This window comes from Bradyrhizobium guangxiense (assembly GCF_004114915.1).
GTDB classification, from domain to species: domain Bacteria; phylum Pseudomonadota; class Alphaproteobacteria; order Rhizobiales; family Xanthobacteraceae; genus Bradyrhizobium; species Bradyrhizobium guangxiense.
Map to the genome: position 1 here is coordinate 292,399 of NZ_CP022220.1, position 15,816 is coordinate 308,214.

The 15,816-nt window shown below is 60.3% G+C and carries 12 protein-coding genes and 3 pseudogenes; 6 read left to right on the plus strand and 9 right to left on the minus strand.

All coding sequences use genetic code 11. The annotated features are described in order from the left end of the window. Positions 1–505: 505 nt before the first annotated feature. The gene (locus X268_RS39740; RefSeq protein ID WP_164933831.1) at positions 506–682 is read right to left on the minus strand and encodes a hypothetical protein; all 177 of its coding nucleotides are present in this window, start codon (positions 680–682) and stop codon (positions 506–508) included. 355 nt (positions 683–1,037) lie between these two features. On the opposite strand from X268_RS39740, the gene X268_RS35945 reads away from it, so the two are divergent. From X268_RS35945 to X268_RS35970, 6 genes and pseudogenes are all read left to right on the plus strand, one after another. Beyond that, positions 1,038–1,964, plus strand: coding sequence for a Bug family tripartite tricarboxylate transporter substrate binding protein (locus X268_RS35945; protein ID WP_164933830.1), 927 nt, complete (start codon positions 1,038–1,040; stop codon positions 1,962–1,964). 189 nt (positions 1,965–2,153) lie between these two features. Further along, the gene (locus tag X268_RS35950) at positions 2,154–2,954 is read left to right on the plus strand and encodes an IclR family transcriptional regulator domain-containing protein (protein WP_164933829.1); all 801 of its coding nucleotides are present in this window, start codon (positions 2,154–2,156) and stop codon (positions 2,952–2,954) included. Positions 2,955–2,979: 25 nt separating this feature from the next. Next, on the plus strand, positions 2,980–6,735 hold the full coding sequence (locus tag X268_RS39745; protein ID WP_164938223.1) for a hydantoinase B/oxoprolinase family protein: 3,756 nt from the start codon (positions 2,980–2,982) through the stop codon (positions 6,733–6,735). A gap of 16 nt (positions 6,736–6,751) precedes the next feature. Beyond that, positions 6,752–7,453, plus strand: coding sequence for an RraA family protein (locus X268_RS35960; RefSeq protein ID WP_128929700.1), 702 nt, complete (start codon positions 6,752–6,754; stop codon positions 7,451–7,453). Positions 7,454–7,499: 46 nt separating this feature from the next. After that, a pseudogene (locus X268_RS35965) lies at positions 7,500–8,701 on the plus strand (pyridoxal phosphate-dependent aminotransferase). Positions 8,702–8,937: 236 nt separating this feature from the next. Beyond that, the gene (locus tag X268_RS35970) at positions 8,938–10,284 is read left to right on the plus strand and encodes an IS5 family transposase (RefSeq protein WP_128929701.1); all 1,347 of its coding nucleotides are present in this window, start codon (positions 8,938–8,940) and stop codon (positions 10,282–10,284) included. Between the two features lie 174 nt (positions 10,285–10,458). On the opposite strand, the gene X268_RS35975 is transcribed toward X268_RS35970, so the two are convergent. The 8 genes and pseudogenes from X268_RS35975 to X268_RS36000 all read right to left on the minus strand — a co-directional run bounded on the left by X268_RS35975 (position 10,459) and on the right by X268_RS36000 (position 15,727). Further along, complete coding sequence (locus X268_RS35975; RefSeq protein WP_128929702.1) at positions 10,459–11,868, minus strand: DUF2130 domain-containing protein; 1,410 nt, start codon at positions 11,866–11,868, stop codon at positions 10,459–10,461. A gap of 107 nt (positions 11,869–11,975) precedes the next feature. Next, positions 11,976–12,296 carry a hypothetical protein gene (locus X268_RS35980; protein WP_128929703.1) on the minus strand — a complete coding sequence of 107 codons (321 nt, stop codon included), beginning with the start codon at positions 12,294–12,296 and terminating at the stop codon, positions 11,976–11,978. Positions 12,297–12,463: 167 nt separating this feature from the next. Continuing rightward, the gene (tnpB, locus tag X268_RS40925; protein WP_128929704.1) at positions 12,464–12,643 is read right to left on the minus strand and encodes an IS66 family insertion sequence element accessory protein TnpB; all 180 of its coding nucleotides are present in this window, start codon (positions 12,641–12,643) and stop codon (positions 12,464–12,466) included. Continuing rightward, entirely contained in the window at positions 12,621–12,809 is a 189-nt protein-coding gene (locus X268_RS40215; RefSeq protein WP_232995589.1) for a hypothetical protein, read from the minus strand. The genes tnpB and X268_RS40215 overlap by 23 nt, the downstream gene beginning before the upstream one ends. A gap of 65 nt (positions 12,810–12,874) precedes the next feature. Beyond that, positions 12,875–12,973 (minus strand): annotated as a pseudogene (locus tag X268_RS40930) (hypothetical protein); the annotation flags it as partial. Beyond that, a pseudogene (locus X268_RS40935) lies at positions 12,952–13,220 on the minus strand (IS110 family transposase); the annotation flags it as partial. The pseudogenes X268_RS40930 and X268_RS40935, both read right to left, overlap by 22 nt. Positions 13,221–14,093: 873 nt before the next feature. Further along, on the minus strand, positions 14,094–14,534 hold the full coding sequence (locus X268_RS35995; protein ID WP_128929705.1) for a VirK family protein: 441 nt from the start codon (positions 14,532–14,534) through the stop codon (positions 14,094–14,096). 197 nt (positions 14,535–14,731) lie between these two features. Continuing rightward, on the minus strand, positions 14,732–15,727 hold the full coding sequence (locus X268_RS36000) for an IS4 family transposase (RefSeq protein WP_347341924.1): 996 nt from the start codon (positions 15,725–15,727) through the stop codon (positions 14,732–14,734). Between the last annotated feature and the right edge of the window lie 89 nt (positions 15,728–15,816).

Genomic DNA, 15,816 nt, shown 5'->3' on the forward strand with positions numbered 1-15,816 from the left:
GGTCTGAGCTCATGATGCGATCTCGCCCGCGGATTTCAGACGTGGCTCTGCTACAACTACTCATCTTGGCCTTTTAAGCTATCGGAACTGAACTTCCCGATGACGAAGCCATTGAAGGAGACGTCGCAAATCTAAGAAAAAGAGCGTGCGAGCGCCTTCAGGCAAGCATCGGCGGATATCGAAAGCTCCGCTGGGGCCGCTCTTTGATGCGTCGTTGCTGTGATTTTTCTGTGCGCATCCAGAAGACCCCAGATAGCGCAGGTAACGCTCGTCAGGGAGCGACGATGGCTTGCTGAGAGGCCTTCAATTCCACAGCAGCTGGTCGGCGACTCTGTTGGCTGGACGCACAAGTAGCCGCGCAGGACGTCCGAGAGCCACGCTTTGGGATCATCATCGGTCATCTTGCAGGTTCGATGATCGTGTAGACGCCCTCTAGCACGGTGATTACCGGCGTCTGAGCCGGCGAAGGTCGAGTTTCATCTGCCGGCCGACACCCTCGCGCTGTTCAGCAGCGTTGTTGGTGAGGGAAGCGGGTGAACGCGGCCCACCGGTTCAGCAGCAAGTTGATCGCTTTCGCGATGTCGGCGCGGTGCGCCGTTCGCCGGCGAATCCCTCGATCACCCCCGCGGTCGCCAGCGCAGTCGACGAACAGCTTGTCGCCGGCCGCACGCGACTGGCGCATCGCAAACCTCTCCGTCAGCATCCCGGAATTGTAGCGAGATCGTGTCGGCATCTGAGCGACCGGCGAAGAAGCTGCGCTATCGCCGCTCCTACCAACAGCGCGGAGGTCGGCATGCGCGCGAGGACTGTGCGTAATCTCGATACTTCGCTCAGCCTCTTCATCCTGGAAATGGATTCCGAGATTCTATTCTCGGGCGACGTCGGCATACCAGGGCGGGCACGGGACGACGTTTTTAGAGTTTGACGATCTCGTGCAATCTGTGCTCCACTACGTACAAATGTACGCTGAACGTACGAGCGGAGACAGCATGATTACGCGACGGTTATTCCACGTCGGCGTTATTGGGACGGCCGTCATGGCCAATGCGCCTTTTGCCCGGTCTGCCAGTTATCCGACCAGAACGATAAGGTTGGTCTGCCCATTCCCTGCCGGCGGCGTTGTCGACGTGCTGTCTCGGTCGCTAGGACAAACCCTTTCGACCGAGCTTGGCCAGACGGTGATCGTGGATAACCGCGCGGGAGCTGGGGGCATGATTGGCTCTTTAGAGGTCGCGCGCGCTAACCCTGATGGCCACACCTTGCTCTTCAATTCGTCGAGCCTTGTACAGGCGCCGGCCGTTGCCGCCCAGAAACTCTATGATGCGGTGGACGATTTCACGACGATCGGCTCGCTCGGCCGGACCGTGATGCCACTCGTGGTCCCCGCCCTGTCTCCCGCCAACACGATGGAAGAATTTGTCGCCTACGCTCGCGGCAAAAGACTTGCATACGGCACTTTTGGCGCCGGCACCACGAGCCATGCTTTTCAGCAGCTATTTTCCGACTATAACAAGCTCGAGATGGTTCATGTGCCCTACAAGGGCGAAGCGCCGATGCTCAACGATCTGTTGAGTAACCAAGTGGCCTGCGCAATGGGCACGATGAGCACGATAGCGCCTCAAATCGAGGCCCGTACGGTCAAAGCTTTGGCGATGCTATCGCCCGATGAAGTCGACGGCTTTGCAAACATTCCGACATTTAAGAACCTGGGCTATCCTGCCGAATTCGATTGGCGAGGCGGCTTCATTGGCCTGTTTGGTCCGGCAAAGCTTCCCGCGGAGATAACGGATATCCTCGAGAAGACTTTTACCAAGATCGTTTCAACCAGCGCGATGCAAAATATCATGAAGCAGAATTTCGTCGTCGGCAAGCCAAGCGTTGGTCGTGATGCCGCCTCCGAGGTCGCCGCGACGCAAGAAGCATGGACAAGTCTTGTCTCGCGGCTTGGCCTGGTTATTAACTGAAACTCAACAACCCGCCAGGAGTGAACTCCGTAATCTCGTAGAACGCCACGAGCGCAAAATGGACTTTGGCTGGTTGTCAGACGTCAGCTTCGACCCATGCAGGCACCTGCCGAATCACTGCACGCCGCAGATCGTCGTAGCCGACGCGGCAGAGACCCGGGGCTTCCGTCCAGCCGCGGAGAATGCAATATGACGAAGTTGCGAGCCGAAGACACCGAAAGACGTCAGGCAGCGGGCCGCGGGCCCGATTTCCTCGAAGTGCTATCGCGCAGCCTGAGCGTCATCGAGACACTTGGCAATCATCGCGAGCCTCCGACTATCAGCGATCTGGCAAGGGCGACGGATCTTCCCAAGCCGAGCGTCCGCAGGATCCTGCACACCCTGACCACGCTTGGCTATGCAGAGACTTCGGGTCGTACTTTCAGGCTGACGCCAAAGGTCGTCCGTTTTGCGACGTCCTACCTTGCGAGCGGCGGTCACGCCCAGGTGCTGCAGCCTGCCTGTGAAGAGCTCTCGCGGATCACAGGACAATCCTGTCTGGTCGGCGTCCTCGACGGCGCAGAGGTGCTCGTCGTCGCCTACACGATGCCCGAACAACTGATGTCGCGATCGCTAGGGGTGGGCACGCGGTTTCCCGCCTACTGCACCGCGGCCGGTCGCGTGCTGCTGGGCCAGAAGACCGAAAACGAGCTCACCTCCTACTTGGCGAAACTGAAGCCGGTCGCACAGACAGAGGCGACGCAGACCGATAAAGCAGTCATCAAGTCCGAGATCATGGCCGCGCGCAAACGCGGCTACAGCGTGATGGAAGACGAGTTCGTCATGGGATGGCGCACAGTTGCGTTCCCTTTGTATCGGCACGACGGCTCGATCTTCGGAACGCTTAATCTCAACTGCAAAAAATCGCCTACGCTGACCAATGACGAATTCGACCGCTTCGTCGGATTGTGCGGACGGAAAGCGGAATCATTGAAGTCGCTTCTCATATGAGCACCGGATCTGTCGGAGACATTCCTTGACCAAGAAGATCGAAACCCGCCTTGCCATTGACATCGGCGGCACGTTCACCGACGTGGTGCTCGATGGCCCCTTCGGCAGGGTCACCCGCAAGGTCCTCACTACGGTTGCGCAGCCCGAGGTCGGGTTGATGAACGGCGCGAAGCAGCTTCTCGCGACGGTCAACCTCGACTTCTCGAAAGTCGACGTCTTCATCCATGGCACGACGCTTGCGACGAACGCGGTGCTCGAACGTAAAGGCGCGAAGACGGCACTAATCGCGACCGCTGGCTTCCGCGACGTGTTGGAAGTCGGCAGTGAGGGGCGTTACGACCAGTACGATCTGCAACTAACCAAGCCTCTGCCGCTGATACCCAGAGAGCGCCGCTACACCGTGGCCGAGCGCATCGACGCAAAGGGCGACGTCAAGCTCGAACTGGATCTCGCGGAGCTCGCCGAAATCGTCAACAAACTCAGGAAAAGCCTTGTCGAGAGCGTGGCGATCGCTTTCCTGCATTCATATGCGAATTCGGAGCATGAACGGAAGGCCGCGCGCTTCCTCGCCGGGCAGATGCCCGACCTGTCGATCACAATGTCGTCCGACGTCTGCCCGGAAATCCGGGAGTACGAACGCACGTCAACAGCGGCCGCCAACGCCTACGTGAAGCCGCTCATCAACGGCTATCTTGAAAGGATGGAGGCGGCGCTCACGGCAGCGGGCTTCACCGGTCGGCTTTTCCTAGTGACGTCCGGAGGCGGTCTGACTTCCATCGAGACCGCCAAACGCTATCCGATCCGGCTGGTCGAGTCCGGCCCCGCGGGCGGAGCGATCTACGCCGCACAGCGCGCCCGCAGGCTTGGGGACAAGCGGGTCGTCTCTTTCGATATGGGCGGTACGACCGCAAAGGTCTGCCTAATTCAGGACGGCGAGCCGGTCACCGCCAACTCGTTCGAGGTCGACCGGACGCACCGCTTTATGAAGGGCAGCGGGCTGCCGCTGCGGATCCCAGCCGTCGAGCTCGTCGAGATCGGAGCGGGCGGCGGATCCATCGCAGGCGTCGACCGGCTCCGCAGGGTCACCGTCGGTCCGCAGAGCGCGGGCTCGCAGCCGGGGCCGGCCTGTTACCCGGGTGGTGGGTCCGGGGCGACAGTGACCGACGCCGACCTCGCGCTAGGGCTCTTGGATCCCGGCGCGTTCGCGGGCGGACGAGTTCAACTCGATCCGCAGGCAGCCTCCCGTGCGCTCGACGCCGCCGTTGGCAAGAAGCTCGGCCTTTCGAGCAAAACGGCGGCCTTCGCCATCACCGAGACCGTGTGCGAAAGCATGGCGAGCGCGGTCCGCGTGCACGCAGCCGAACGCGGCGAGCCCATCGCCGACTATACGATGATCGCATTCGGCGGTGCGGCCCCACTGCACGCCGCTTGGGTTGCCGAGAAGGTCGGCATCCGCAAGGTGGTCGTGCCGCGCAACGCGGGCGTCGGCTCGGCGGTCGGATTCCTAGAGGCGCCGATCTCCTTTGAACTGATCCGGAGCAAGCACGTCAATCTCGCTTCCGTCGATCCAGCCGAGATCGGCGCTTTTCTCGACGCCTTGGCGGCCGACACCATCGCCCTGGTGAAGACCGAGGGCGCAGAGCTCGTCGAGCGTTGCGTGGCGCACATGCGCTACGTGGGCCAGGGTCATGAAATCTCGGTTGTCCTGCCGGACCGGTCCAAGCCTCTGACGGGCACCGTGCTGCGCGAATGGTTTGAGGATCTCTACGGACGCCTCTTCACCCGGTTCATTCCGGGCGCTGCCATCGAGGTCCTGAGCTGGTCGGTGACTGTCTCGACGACGCGCAAATCCGTCGAACCGACAGCTCTCATTTGGAACATCGGCGAGCCATCGGATGCAGGCGTGCGCGAGGTCTTTGATGGCACGGCCTCGAAGTCCATCGTTGTCCCCGCCTACAATCGTTCGCAGATGGCAAATGGATTGACCATCCGCGGCCCGGCACTCATCGTGGAGGACGAGACCACGACCTTCATCACATCACGCTTCTCCGCCTCCATCGACGGGGACGGCAGCATCGTCATGCAGCGGATCGCCGCCTCGGAACAGGCGGGCGAAACCCGAAATCTAAATTCCGCGATCCACCATCAAGTCCTCTGGAATCGTCTGCTGGCCCTCGTTGAGGAGCAGGCGCAGATTCTGATCCGCACCGCCTTCAGTCCACTAGTCCGCGCCTGCGGCGACGTCTCGGTCGGCGTATTCGACCTTTACGGCCGGATGTTGGCGCAGGCCGTGACCGGCACGCCGGGCCACGTGAACACGATGGCAGAGTCCGTGAAACACTTTCTGGGTCGCTTTCCGACCACAACGATGAAGCCGGGCGACGCCTATATCACCAACGACCCGTGGCTCGGAACCGGCCACCTCAACGACTTCGTCGTTGTCACGCCTTGCTTCCACAAAGACAAGTGTGTCGCTCTGTTCGCCTGCACCAGCCATCTCATGGACATTGGCGGGCTGGGCGCGGGGACTGAAGCTCCGGACGTATTTGCGGAAGGTCTCTACATTCCGTTGATCAAGCTAATCGACGCCGGCACGGTCAACGAGACGCTCATGGCGGTGATCGAAGCTAACACGCGGCTTCCGGTCGACACCATCGGGGATACCTACTCGCTCGCGGCGTGCAACGATGTCGGCGTCAGGCGGCTTCAAGAGACAATGACAGAGTTTCGCCTCGATGATCTTTCGGAGCTCGCCGACTTCATTCTCGAGCGCTCCCGCCAAGCGGTGCTTAAGGAGATCGTGTCGCTTCCGAAGGGAACTTGGAGAAACGAGATGATCGTCGACGGCTACAACGAGCCGCTGACGCTCCGGGCCGCACTGACGATTAACGAGGACGGCATCGTTGTCGACTTTGCCGGCAGCGCCCCCGCGGTGATTAAGGGCATCAACGTTCCCTTGACTTACGCGACCGCCTACACGTCCTTCGCCATCAGTTGCGCCATCGCTGACGACATTCCCAACAATGCCGGATCTCTGTCCCTGTTGAAGGTCCTCGCGCCGGAGGGTTGCATCGTCAACGCCAGGAAGCCCTCGCCCGTCGGAGCGCGGCACGTGATCGGCCAGATGCTGCCGGATCTGGTGTTTGGCTGCCTCTTGCAAATCCTGCCGGAGCGCATCCCCGCCGAGGGCAGTTCGTGCATGTGGAATATCGCACTGCGCGGGACCTTCACAGTCGGAGAGCGCAAGGGGCGCAACTACTCGTTGACGGTTACCACCAGCGGCGGTATGGGAGCCCGCTTCACAAAGGACGGCTTGTCGGCGACAGCGTTCCCAACGGGCATCCAGTGCATGCCAATCGAGATCGCGGAAACGCAGATCCCCTTCGTGTTCTGGCGCAAGGAGCTCCGCATAGACAGCGGCGGTCCGGGGCGCACGCGCGGTGGTCTCGGCCAAATCATCGAGGTCGAGAACGCCGACGGCACCGCGTTCCGGCTCAGCGCCGCCTTCGAGCGCGTCAAGAATCCGGCGCGAGGACGCCTGGGCGGCGAGAACGGCGGGGCGGGCTATGTCGGCCTCGCGTCCGGACGGCCGATCGCCGGCAAGGGGCTTCAGACGATCGAGGCGGGCGACCGGCTGGTGATCCATACGCCCGGCGGTGGTGGTCTCGGCAACCCGAAGGAACGACCGGCGGCGTTGATCGAGAGGGACGTCTTCGAAGGACGTCTGTCGCAGGAAGCGGCCGCTCGTCTTTACGGCCACCGCGACCGCGAAGCTTCATGATCGAAAGAGAGCGGCGATGACGAATATTTCGACTGAGGCCCTGCTAACCCTCGAAAAGACGGCCGTCGCGACCGTCTCGACTGTCCTTCGGCAGAAGGGCTTCGCCCGTGTCTCGCTGCGCGGACCGCGGGCGCTGGTGGAAGGGCAGAAGCGCATCGCGGGGCCGGCCTACACGATGCGTTTTGTGCCGGCGCGCGAAGATATCACGACGACCATGGCCGTAGCCGGCCCCACGTCGCCGCGCACGGTCATGGAGAAGATTCCCGCCGGCGCCGTGGTGGTCGTGGATGCGATGGGGCTGCGGTCGGCCGGCGTGTTCGGCGACATCATCTGCGCTCGGATGCAGACGCGAGGCATCGCAGGTCTTGTCACCGACGGAGCGATACGCGACCTCGTCGGCATGAAGAAACTCAATTGGCCGATCTGGGCGGACGGCACCACCGCGCCGCCCTCGCCGTCCGAGTTCTTCTGTGCCGACACGCAGGTCGCGGTGGCGTGCGGCGGCGTTACGATATTTCCCGGCGACATCGTGGTTGCGGACGACGACGGTGCCGTCGTCGTGCCGGCCGCGATCGCAGAAGCCGTTGCGGTCGAAGCCTTCGAGAAAGATCGCTTCGAGGAGTGGGTCTACGATCAGGTGAAGGCGGGAGCATTGCTCGACGGTCTATATCCACCGAACGATGCGACCAAGGAACGCTACGCGAAAGAGAGGCGCTGATTCTATCGTCAGCGCCCTAATCAAAGGATTTTTCCAGGAAAGCAAGATGTCATTCGTGTCCGACGCGCTCGAGCGCATTCAACCCTCCGCCACTATCTTCGTCACGCGCAAGGCGCGCGAACTGAAGAAATCCGGCTGTGATGTCGTCTTCCTCTCCGTCGGGGAGCCCGACTTCGATACGCCGGACAACATCAAGGAGGCCGCCAAGGCGGCGATCGATAGGGGCGAGACCAAGTACCCAGGTACGCCCGGCGTGCCGGCGCTGCGGGAGGCAGTTGCCGCGAAGTTCAAACGGGAGAACGGGATCGACTACAAGCCGAGCGAAACCATCGTCGGGACGGGTGGCAAAAACGTGATCTTCAACGCGCTCCTTGCGACGCTCAACAAGGGCGACGAGGTCATCATTCCCGCGCCGTATTGGGTCAGCTATCCGGATCTCGTCCTGTTTGCTGGCGGCAGGCCAGTTTTGTGCCAACTTGTCTGTCTGACGGTTTCAAGGTGACCGCGGCGGCGCTCGAGGCGGCCATTACACCGCGCACGAAATGGCTGATTCTGAACTCGCCGTCGAACCCGACCGGTGCCGCCTACAGCGGCGATGAATTGAAGGCTCTTTCCGAGGTGCTGGTCCGGCATCCGCACGTATGGACGCTGTCGGACGACATCTATGAACATCTCACCTACGGCAATTTTGTCTTTACCACCATGGCGCAGGTCGAGCCGGCTCTCCGCGACCGAGTCCTCACGGTCAATGGCGTCTCGAAATCCTACGCGATGACCGGTTGGCGCATCGGTTACGCGGGTGGGCCCGAGAGGCTGATCAAGGAGCTCGAAAAGCTGCAGAGCCAGCAGACGTCGGGTGCCTGCTCGATCGCGCAATGGGCGGCTGTCGAAGCGCTAAACGGCCCGCAGGATTACATTGCCAAGAGTCGTTCTGTCTTCAAGGAGAGGCGCGATCTCGTCGTGTCGTTGTTGAACGAGGCGGATCATCTCAAATGCCCGGTTCCCGACGGGGCCTTCTACGTCTACCCGTCCTGTGCAGACGCGATCGGAAGGAGCACCCGCTCCGGTAAGTTCCTCCGGAACGACGAGGATTTTGCCGCGGCACTCCTCGAGGAGGAAGGCGCCGCGGTCGTGCATGGCGCCGCGTTCGGCCAGGGGCCGAATTTCCGATTGTCTTATGCGACCTCGACCGAGGTTCTCCTTGATGCCTGTGCACGCATTCAGCGGTTCTGCTCAGGGCTCAAGTAGGTCGGTTGTTGCGGGCGCCCAGGGTACGCACCTCAAGCCGCTACTCGCGCAGTTCGTCGCAAAAGTTAGTCGTCCGTGAAGAGCGGCTAAACGACTGAGCTGGGATCGCATTATTCGTTGTTGCCTGTTTTGGGATTGCAGGGTTTTGATGCTTCGGGCATCGGAACCCTGCAATTTCGTTTTGAGGATTCCATCGAATCGCCAGTCATGATTCCGTCCTCGCATCGGAGGTGGCGATGCGACCGAAGAAGCCCAAAGCGACGGGATCGGGCGATCTGTTCCGGGCCAGGCTGGACCAGATCATCAACATGAAGCACGAGCTGGTTCAGCTCGCCGGCAAGGTCGACTGGGACTGGATCGACGGCGAGATCGCGCCGCTCTACAGCGAGAACGGTCGGCCGGGCATCGCGACCCGCTTCATGATCGGGCTCTTGCTGCTCAAGCACATTTACGGCCTGTCCGATGAGGGGGTGTGCGAGCGCTGGGTCCACGACCCGTATTTCCAGTACTTCACCGGCGAAGAGTTCTTCCAGCACGCCTTCCCGCACGAGCGCTCGGACCTGAGCCACTGGCGCAAGCGGCTCGGCGACAAGCTGGAGCTGCTGTTGGCCGAGAGCCTGCGGGTGGCGCACGAGGCCGGCGCGTTACGCAGCCAGGACCTCAAGCGGGTCACAGTCGACACCACGGTGCAGCCAAAGGCCATCACCTTCCCGACCGATGCCAAGCTGCTGCACGCGGCAATCAAGGGGCTCAACCGCCTGGCGAGGAAGCACGGGGTCAAGCTGCGGCAGTCCTATCTTCGCATTGCCAAGACCGCGGCGATGATGGCGGGACGCTACGCCCACGCCAAGCAATTCAAGCGGCATCAGCGGCAGTTGCGCATCCTGCGCAGCCGGTTGGGCCGGATCATCCGCGATATCCGCCGCAAGATCGAAGGTCAGGCCGTGCTCGAGAACGCCTTCGCCCTGCCGCTCGGCAGGGCCTCGCAGATCCGCTCGCAGCAGCAGCGCCAGCGCGGCTGGAAGCTGTATTCCTTCCATGCTCCAGAGGTCGAGTGCATCGGCAAGGGCAAGGCCGCCGCACCCTACGAGTTCGGTGTCAAAGCCTCCATCGTCACCAACAACCGCCGTGCTCCAGGCGGCCTGTTCGTGCTGCACGCCAGGGCGCTACCCGATAACCCGTACGACGGTCACACCTTGCGGGACGTCATCGACCGCACCGAGACACTCACCGGCTGTGCGATCGAGCGGGCCTATGTCGACAAGGGATACCGCGGCCATGACGCGCAAAATCCTCGTCGCGTCTTCATTTCCGGCCAGAAGCGCGGCGTCTTCGGTGTCATCAAGCGCGAGTTGCGCCGCCGCTCCGCCATCGAGCCCATCATCGGACACCTGAAGACCGATGGTCACCTCGGCCGATGCTACCTCAAAGGCCGCCCCGGCGATGCGGCTAACGTCATCCTCTCCGCCGTCGGTCACAACTTCCGCCGGGTCCTCGCCTGGCTGAGGGCTCTTTGGTGCCTGATCCTGACCACCTTCATCGCGGCCGCCAGCGACCGCTCATCGCTACAATCGGCTTCTTAACGGACGACAAGTTAAGGACAATGTGATTGCGACCGCGCCGCCGGCCGCCATTGCGGCAATCGTCGCCTTGTTTTTGGTCATATCTTCGGCTAACGGCCCGCCTTCTTCAGTCAGGCCGTGACATCGTGAATTCGAAAACACGATTTTACGCGCAGACTCAATACTTCGACCGCCTCACTCCGCGGCTTCGGCAGGCGCGCTCTTAAGCTCCGCAAATTTCGCAGCCATTGTCGGATTGCCCCGAGTTAGCTTCTTAATCGTCACGTCCTGTGCCTTGTCATTGGCAAGACGCAGGTTGCGATCCGCACCGATCAAGGCATCCTTCGTCTTCTGCAGATGATCGATCGACTTGTCGATCTCCGTAAGAGCCGTCTGAAAGTGCCGGGAAGCAAGATCATAGTTCTTTGAGAATGCGGTTTTGAACGATTCGAGCTGGTTCTCAAACTGGGTTATATCGACATTCTGCGCTTTCACGAGCGCAAGCTCGGTTTTGTACTTCAGCGAATTGACTGCCGCGTTCCTTAGGAGCGTAATCATAGGCAGGAAGAACTGCGGCCGGATGACATACATTTTTGGGTAGCGGTGGAAGACGTCGACGATGCCGGCATTGTAAAGCTCGTTGTCCGGTTCAAGCAATGAGACCAAGATAGCGTACTCGCAGCCCTTCTCGATGCGATCCCGGTCAAGTTCTTTGAGAAAGTCTTCGTTTTTGCTTTTCGTCGCGGTCTTATCGCTCTCGTTCTTCATCTCGAACATGATCGAAATGATTTCAGTGCCTGCCTCGTCCGAGTCGCGGAAAATGTAATCGCCCTTGCTGCCGGTCCGCGCGTCGTTGTCCTTCTCGAAATAAGCGCGCGGAAAAGCCATCGACCGGACCCGGTTAAACTCAGTCTCGCAGTGTTGCTCGAGGGTCTCGCCCACCATCTTGGTCGAGAGGCGGGCCTTCATATCCTTGAGACGCTCGATGGCGTCGTCGCGATCTTTGATCTGGGTTTCGTACTTATCCTTCAACGATTGCTCGGAGAGCTGCTTTTCGAGCTGTACTCGACTGATGCCGCTTTTCAGCTCATCACGCTCTTTTTCGAGGGCACCTACCGCTTCAGTCACGGCGAGCTTCTTCTCAAGCTCAACTGCCTGAACCTTCGCCTTCAGATCCTGGATCTCCCTTTCCTTGGCAGTAGCAATCTTGTGCTGCTCGCTCGCCAGGAGCGCGTCAGCAAGCTCCGAGGCCGCCTTCTTTTCGCGCTCGGACTCAGCTAGCGCGTTCGCGAGTCTATCCCGCTCCTTTTCGACGGCGCTGAGCGCTTCAGCAACCGCGAGCTTCTGGGCAACGCCGCTCCCCTCAAGCTTGGACTTTAATTCCTGGATTTCAGCGTCCTTAGCAGCCGTGGTCTTCTGCAGATCGCTGCTTACCTGGGCCTTGGCCAATTCAACGGCGCTCTGCTTGTCACGCTCGGCCAGCTCCAACCGTTCGTGGAGCTGCTGAGCGAAATCCGCGTCACGGACTTGCTTCAGGATGTCCGCGTAACCGGCTTCATCAACCTTGAAGGCCTTGTCACAGTGGGGACAGATGATCTCGTGCATGGTTCCTGGCCGGATCGTGGCGCTGCTGTTGTCATTGAAAAGGGACGGACCGGCAGAATCGGACCCCAGGAGAACAAAATTAGAACGAGCGAACTTGGAACGTCAAGTCAAGCCCAGCAAGTTCTGGGCGCTTTGCTTGGACTATCCCCCGCTTTCATGAACGCCATAGGTCGGCCCAGATCACGACATTCGCTTTGATGACCACCAGTGCTCATGTCAATCAGAGTGTCCATTCCGAATCGTCCTTGCGGCAGGGCGGTATTGATCCCGACTGTGTTCGCGTCGCTGCTTTGCGCCGCGCTAAAACACGACACGGCCACGCTCCCCTCCGGCCAGCGCATCCAGATCGACCTTCGCCTGGCGGCACGAGCATCGACAATAAGTACGCCTCGATCGCGCGGATCGTCGCGCAGCGCCGCGATGCTCATGCGCTATTTCGAGCATATCGCGGCCGCGCCTGCTACGTTCAAAGTAGCTTTCGAGTCATTCTGCCGCAGTTGTCCCGCCGCCTGCGGGCGCCGTGCTTCTTCCGGACGGACTAACCTCCAATCCAGCCCCTCGAAAAAGGCCGCGAACATCGCCCGCGACATCCGCATCACGCCGTCCGCAATCGTTGGCCTCGGTTCGATCGGAACACGAAGGCCGCGCCGAGGAACGGGTCGAGACGAAGCATCTCCTGCACCTCCGTCGCAAGCCCATCATGGCCGCCGCGGAAGTCGATCGGCCGCGTTGCAAATCCGCACCAGCCGCGATCATCGTGACGCTCGCACCGCACGGATTACCCGGGACAGCTGCTCGGCATCAATGGCCATATCCGTCCGCAGCACGACATCGCCGATCGCGATCTCAAGCTTGATCGCCGGAACCTGACGCTCCTCCAACGCACCTTCCACGACCAGCGGCGCGAATGTCGGCTGCGACGCTTCGCACGGCGGCAACATGTCTCGCTGTCGCAACCCCCTCGCCAATCGTAGATCTGCCAGCGCGTCGCTCCGTGCTTGCGCGCCACCTCGGACACCTGAGCACCGGGCAACAGACTCTCGGCGACGATCCGAGCTCTCTCTGTCGCGCGGCGATCAGGGTGGATGGCGCCACCACCGTGCATTCGTGGCCGAGCGATTGGATCAGACGATAAAGGCCATGGCCCGTCGGGCCGGCCTCGTAACAGAAGTGGATGCGATTAAACCGGCTGGCGAATCCACACTATAATACAATACGGCGCACGTTAACGTCCGAAGCATCGACTTCACCGAAGAAGCGAACCCCTCCCTCCCAGCCTGCCTCCGCAATCGCGACGGCATTTCTCAGTTTGGCGACACGATTCCAACAAATGCTTCCCTATAATCCGCCACGGCGCCTCGGCTCGGACCTAAGCAACCTCGGACACGCAGTGTAGGGCGAACGACCCCACCGGCAGAGACGGACATGCGGTCTTACAATCAATTCCTGCCATGACGATGAGATCAATCTATTCCTTTACCGCTTGGAGCGATGAGGCCGGCTTCGACCAGCAGTTTTCCCCGAGAGAGTTCCATCACCCATGTCGTGAGCCTGACTACCATCTCGGGATATATACTCCTGCGAACGTTTAGCATGGCGCCTTGCGCCGCCTAGTGCAAGGCGCACTGGCCCGGCACTCGCGACGTTCTGACCACAACGTTCTGCGTAAGCGGCCCCCCTAGTGTCGGCACGCCCCCGGGTAACTGTTGCAAACATACTGGCCAAATGGATATGGAGCAAGATCTTCACATCCATTAGGGTCGCCGACGCAAGGACTTGATGGTCCGGCTCCGAGTGCATCGGCGTTGAGATGCTGTCTTGCGACGTAGACGAAAGACGTCGCCGCCAGCGCGAGGGCGAGGACGATCGCCGATATAATCCAAACGTTCTTCATTCCAGCCGTAACTTCCTTAGGTTGACTCGGTGACGCTTAGCCAAATGGTAACAACGCGGAGCTCAACTCGAGCGCAATTGAGCTTTCATTTCTTGGCTGCTCCACACCTCGGCCTTTGTGATGGCGAGGCTCTTCGCGTCTCCGGCTTGCGACCAGTCAGCGGCAGTCGACTCCGAACGGGTAAGTCGAGCTGCAAACCACGTTCTCATCTGCTCCGGTCAGCAAATCTCTTGAGATCGCGCCGATCACGATCTCTGTTGCGCTTCTTTGCTGACGCCCCGGGTGGCCGATGCCGAACGGCAGCTCGGCCCCTCGACGGCGGCTATTGCCCTTACCAAAGGAACTTCGCGCCGTCTGGCAGCTCGCAGACAAATTCACCCTGGATCACGGCTTCGGCCGCGCCAGCAACCAACTTTGAGGCCTTTACCTTGAGCTTGCCTTCGCGGTTAAGGCTGTGGCGGATGTATTCGGTAACAGGGTGTCCTGAGTCGTCCAAGGTTTGATGCACATTGGCGAAGCTGATTCCGTTCTGCGCGCTAACCCTGAAGGCGCTGATAATCAGACCACCTTGCATGGCTGGTCCGGGCTGACCGCCATCAACGGTTGTGCAACGATCGAGATCTAGTATTAGCGTTACTACCTTGCCGGCCCGCAGGGCACTTAGCACGTCTACATATTTTGCAGAAGGCTCGCCGGCCTTCGCTGTCGTGCTTACGCTTGCCACTAAAAGCAAGGAAGACAGTCTCGTTAGACATGTGATATTGAGCCGCATATGCTCTTCTCCAATACAAGACTCACATACGTAGCAGTACCCGTCTCGTCTCGTGCTCGGAGACTTTGGCGGGCACCGAACGTCAGGCGAACGTCGCCGTTGCGATAAACAGCATGCGCTACTACCGTACGCAAGTGGTTGCGAACGCAAACCTAACGTCACAATCTCGTATGTAAGGTACGCATACGACGAAGCTTTCAATTACCCACATTTCCAGCCGCTGCAATTTCGGCACCGAGTTTGATATCTGTGAGTCTCGAGAGACAGCGCCAGATGACAACATTTCCCGGTGGCGGATCGGCTGCCCGGGCCAAGTAGCCCCCTAATCGTGCAAGTTTGGTAAGATAAAATGCAAGGGTTCCAGGCCGACATCGTCGATGGCTGGCGCCGCTGATGAGTTGATCGAGCAATGCGATCTCGGTGTCTGTCAGTGCGAGCTTCGGTGACGCGTTTGGGGCGAGGCGATTGAGCATGGTGAGCCAGAGGACGCGCCAGCTGAGAATGCAGAAGACTGCCATTAGATTGGCAAGTCGCTCCGCGGTCCGGAGTTTTGAGTCTTCCGCCTTACAACCCGATTTCAGGATCTTGTGGAACGCCTCGATTTTCCACCGCATGGCGTACCAGTTGATCTTCTCGATTGCCTCCGAGCGCCTGCGGACGGCTAGGTCCGTGATGAGCTTCCACTCAATCGGTTTACGGCCCTTTGGCGTACCGCGCTCAGTGGCATGGATTATAGTAAGGTCGAGGGCTGGATAATGTTTCTGCTTCCCGATGGGAGGCAAGACCGCGATCCGCTTGAACTTGATTTCCAGCGCGGCCTTCGTCGTCTCGCCCTTGTCGTTGCGCACGTCGATGTAATGCAAGCCTTTGACGCTGGTCTCTTCCATCTCGGTTGCAATCGTATGACCGCCATCGCCTGCCAGCCGATCGACGCAGGCGCGGACAAGGAAGTGAGCGCCAAGCTCTTGCGTCAGGCAATACAATTCGTCGATGTCGCTTTCACGGTCACCGATATGAATGCAACGCTCCGGCTGTCGGAGCCGCTCGATCGATTGCCTGAGATTGTCGAGCCAGCGAACGCTCTCCTTCTTCTCGATCGGAACGCGGGTCGGGTTGATCTTCTTCTTGAGCTGCGCCCTGCCTTTGAACTTTTTTCGTGTCCAGAACTTCCCCGCCGCCAATCCCAGCGGCAAGCCTCGACAGTCACAGCGAGACTGGAATGCATCAGCATTCCGCAGACCGTGTGATGGCGCCAACGACCGTCCTTGTTCCGACCGCTGTT

Bases quoted from the DNA above. Each gene is read 5' to 3' on its own strand.
- X268_RS39740 (WP_164933831.1), bottom strand. From the start codon at position 682: ATGCGCCAGTCGCGTGCGGCCGGCGACAAGCTGTTCGTCGACTGCGCT.
- X268_RS35945 (WP_164933830.1), top strand. From the start codon at position 1,038: ATGGCCAATGCGCCTTTTGCCCGGTCTGCCAGTTATCCGACCAGAACG.
- X268_RS35950 (WP_164933829.1), top strand. From the start codon at position 2,154: ATGACGAAGTTGCGAGCCGAAGACACCGAAAGACGTCAGGCAGCGGGC.
- X268_RS35960 (WP_128929700.1), top strand. From the start codon at position 6,752: ATGACGAATATTTCGACTGAGGCCCTGCTAACCCTCGAAAAGACGGCC.
- X268_RS35970 (WP_128929701.1), top strand. From the start codon at position 8,938: ATGCGACCGAAGAAGCCCAAAGCGACGGGATCGGGCGATCTGTTCCGG.
- X268_RS35975 (WP_128929702.1), bottom strand. From the start codon at position 11,868: ATGCACGAGATCATCTGTCCCCACTGTGACAAGGCCTTCAAGGTTGAT.
- X268_RS35980 (WP_128929703.1), bottom strand. From the start codon at position 12,296: ATGAGCATCGCGGCGCTGCGCGACGATCCGCGCGATCGAGGCGTACTT.
- X268_RS40215 (WP_232995589.1), bottom strand. From the start codon at position 12,809: ATGTTGCCGCCGTGCGAAGCGTCGCAGCCGACATTCGCGCCGCTGGTC.
- X268_RS35995 (WP_128929705.1), bottom strand. From the start codon at position 14,534: ATGCGGCTCAATATCACATGTCTAACGAGACTGTCTTCCTTGCTTTTA.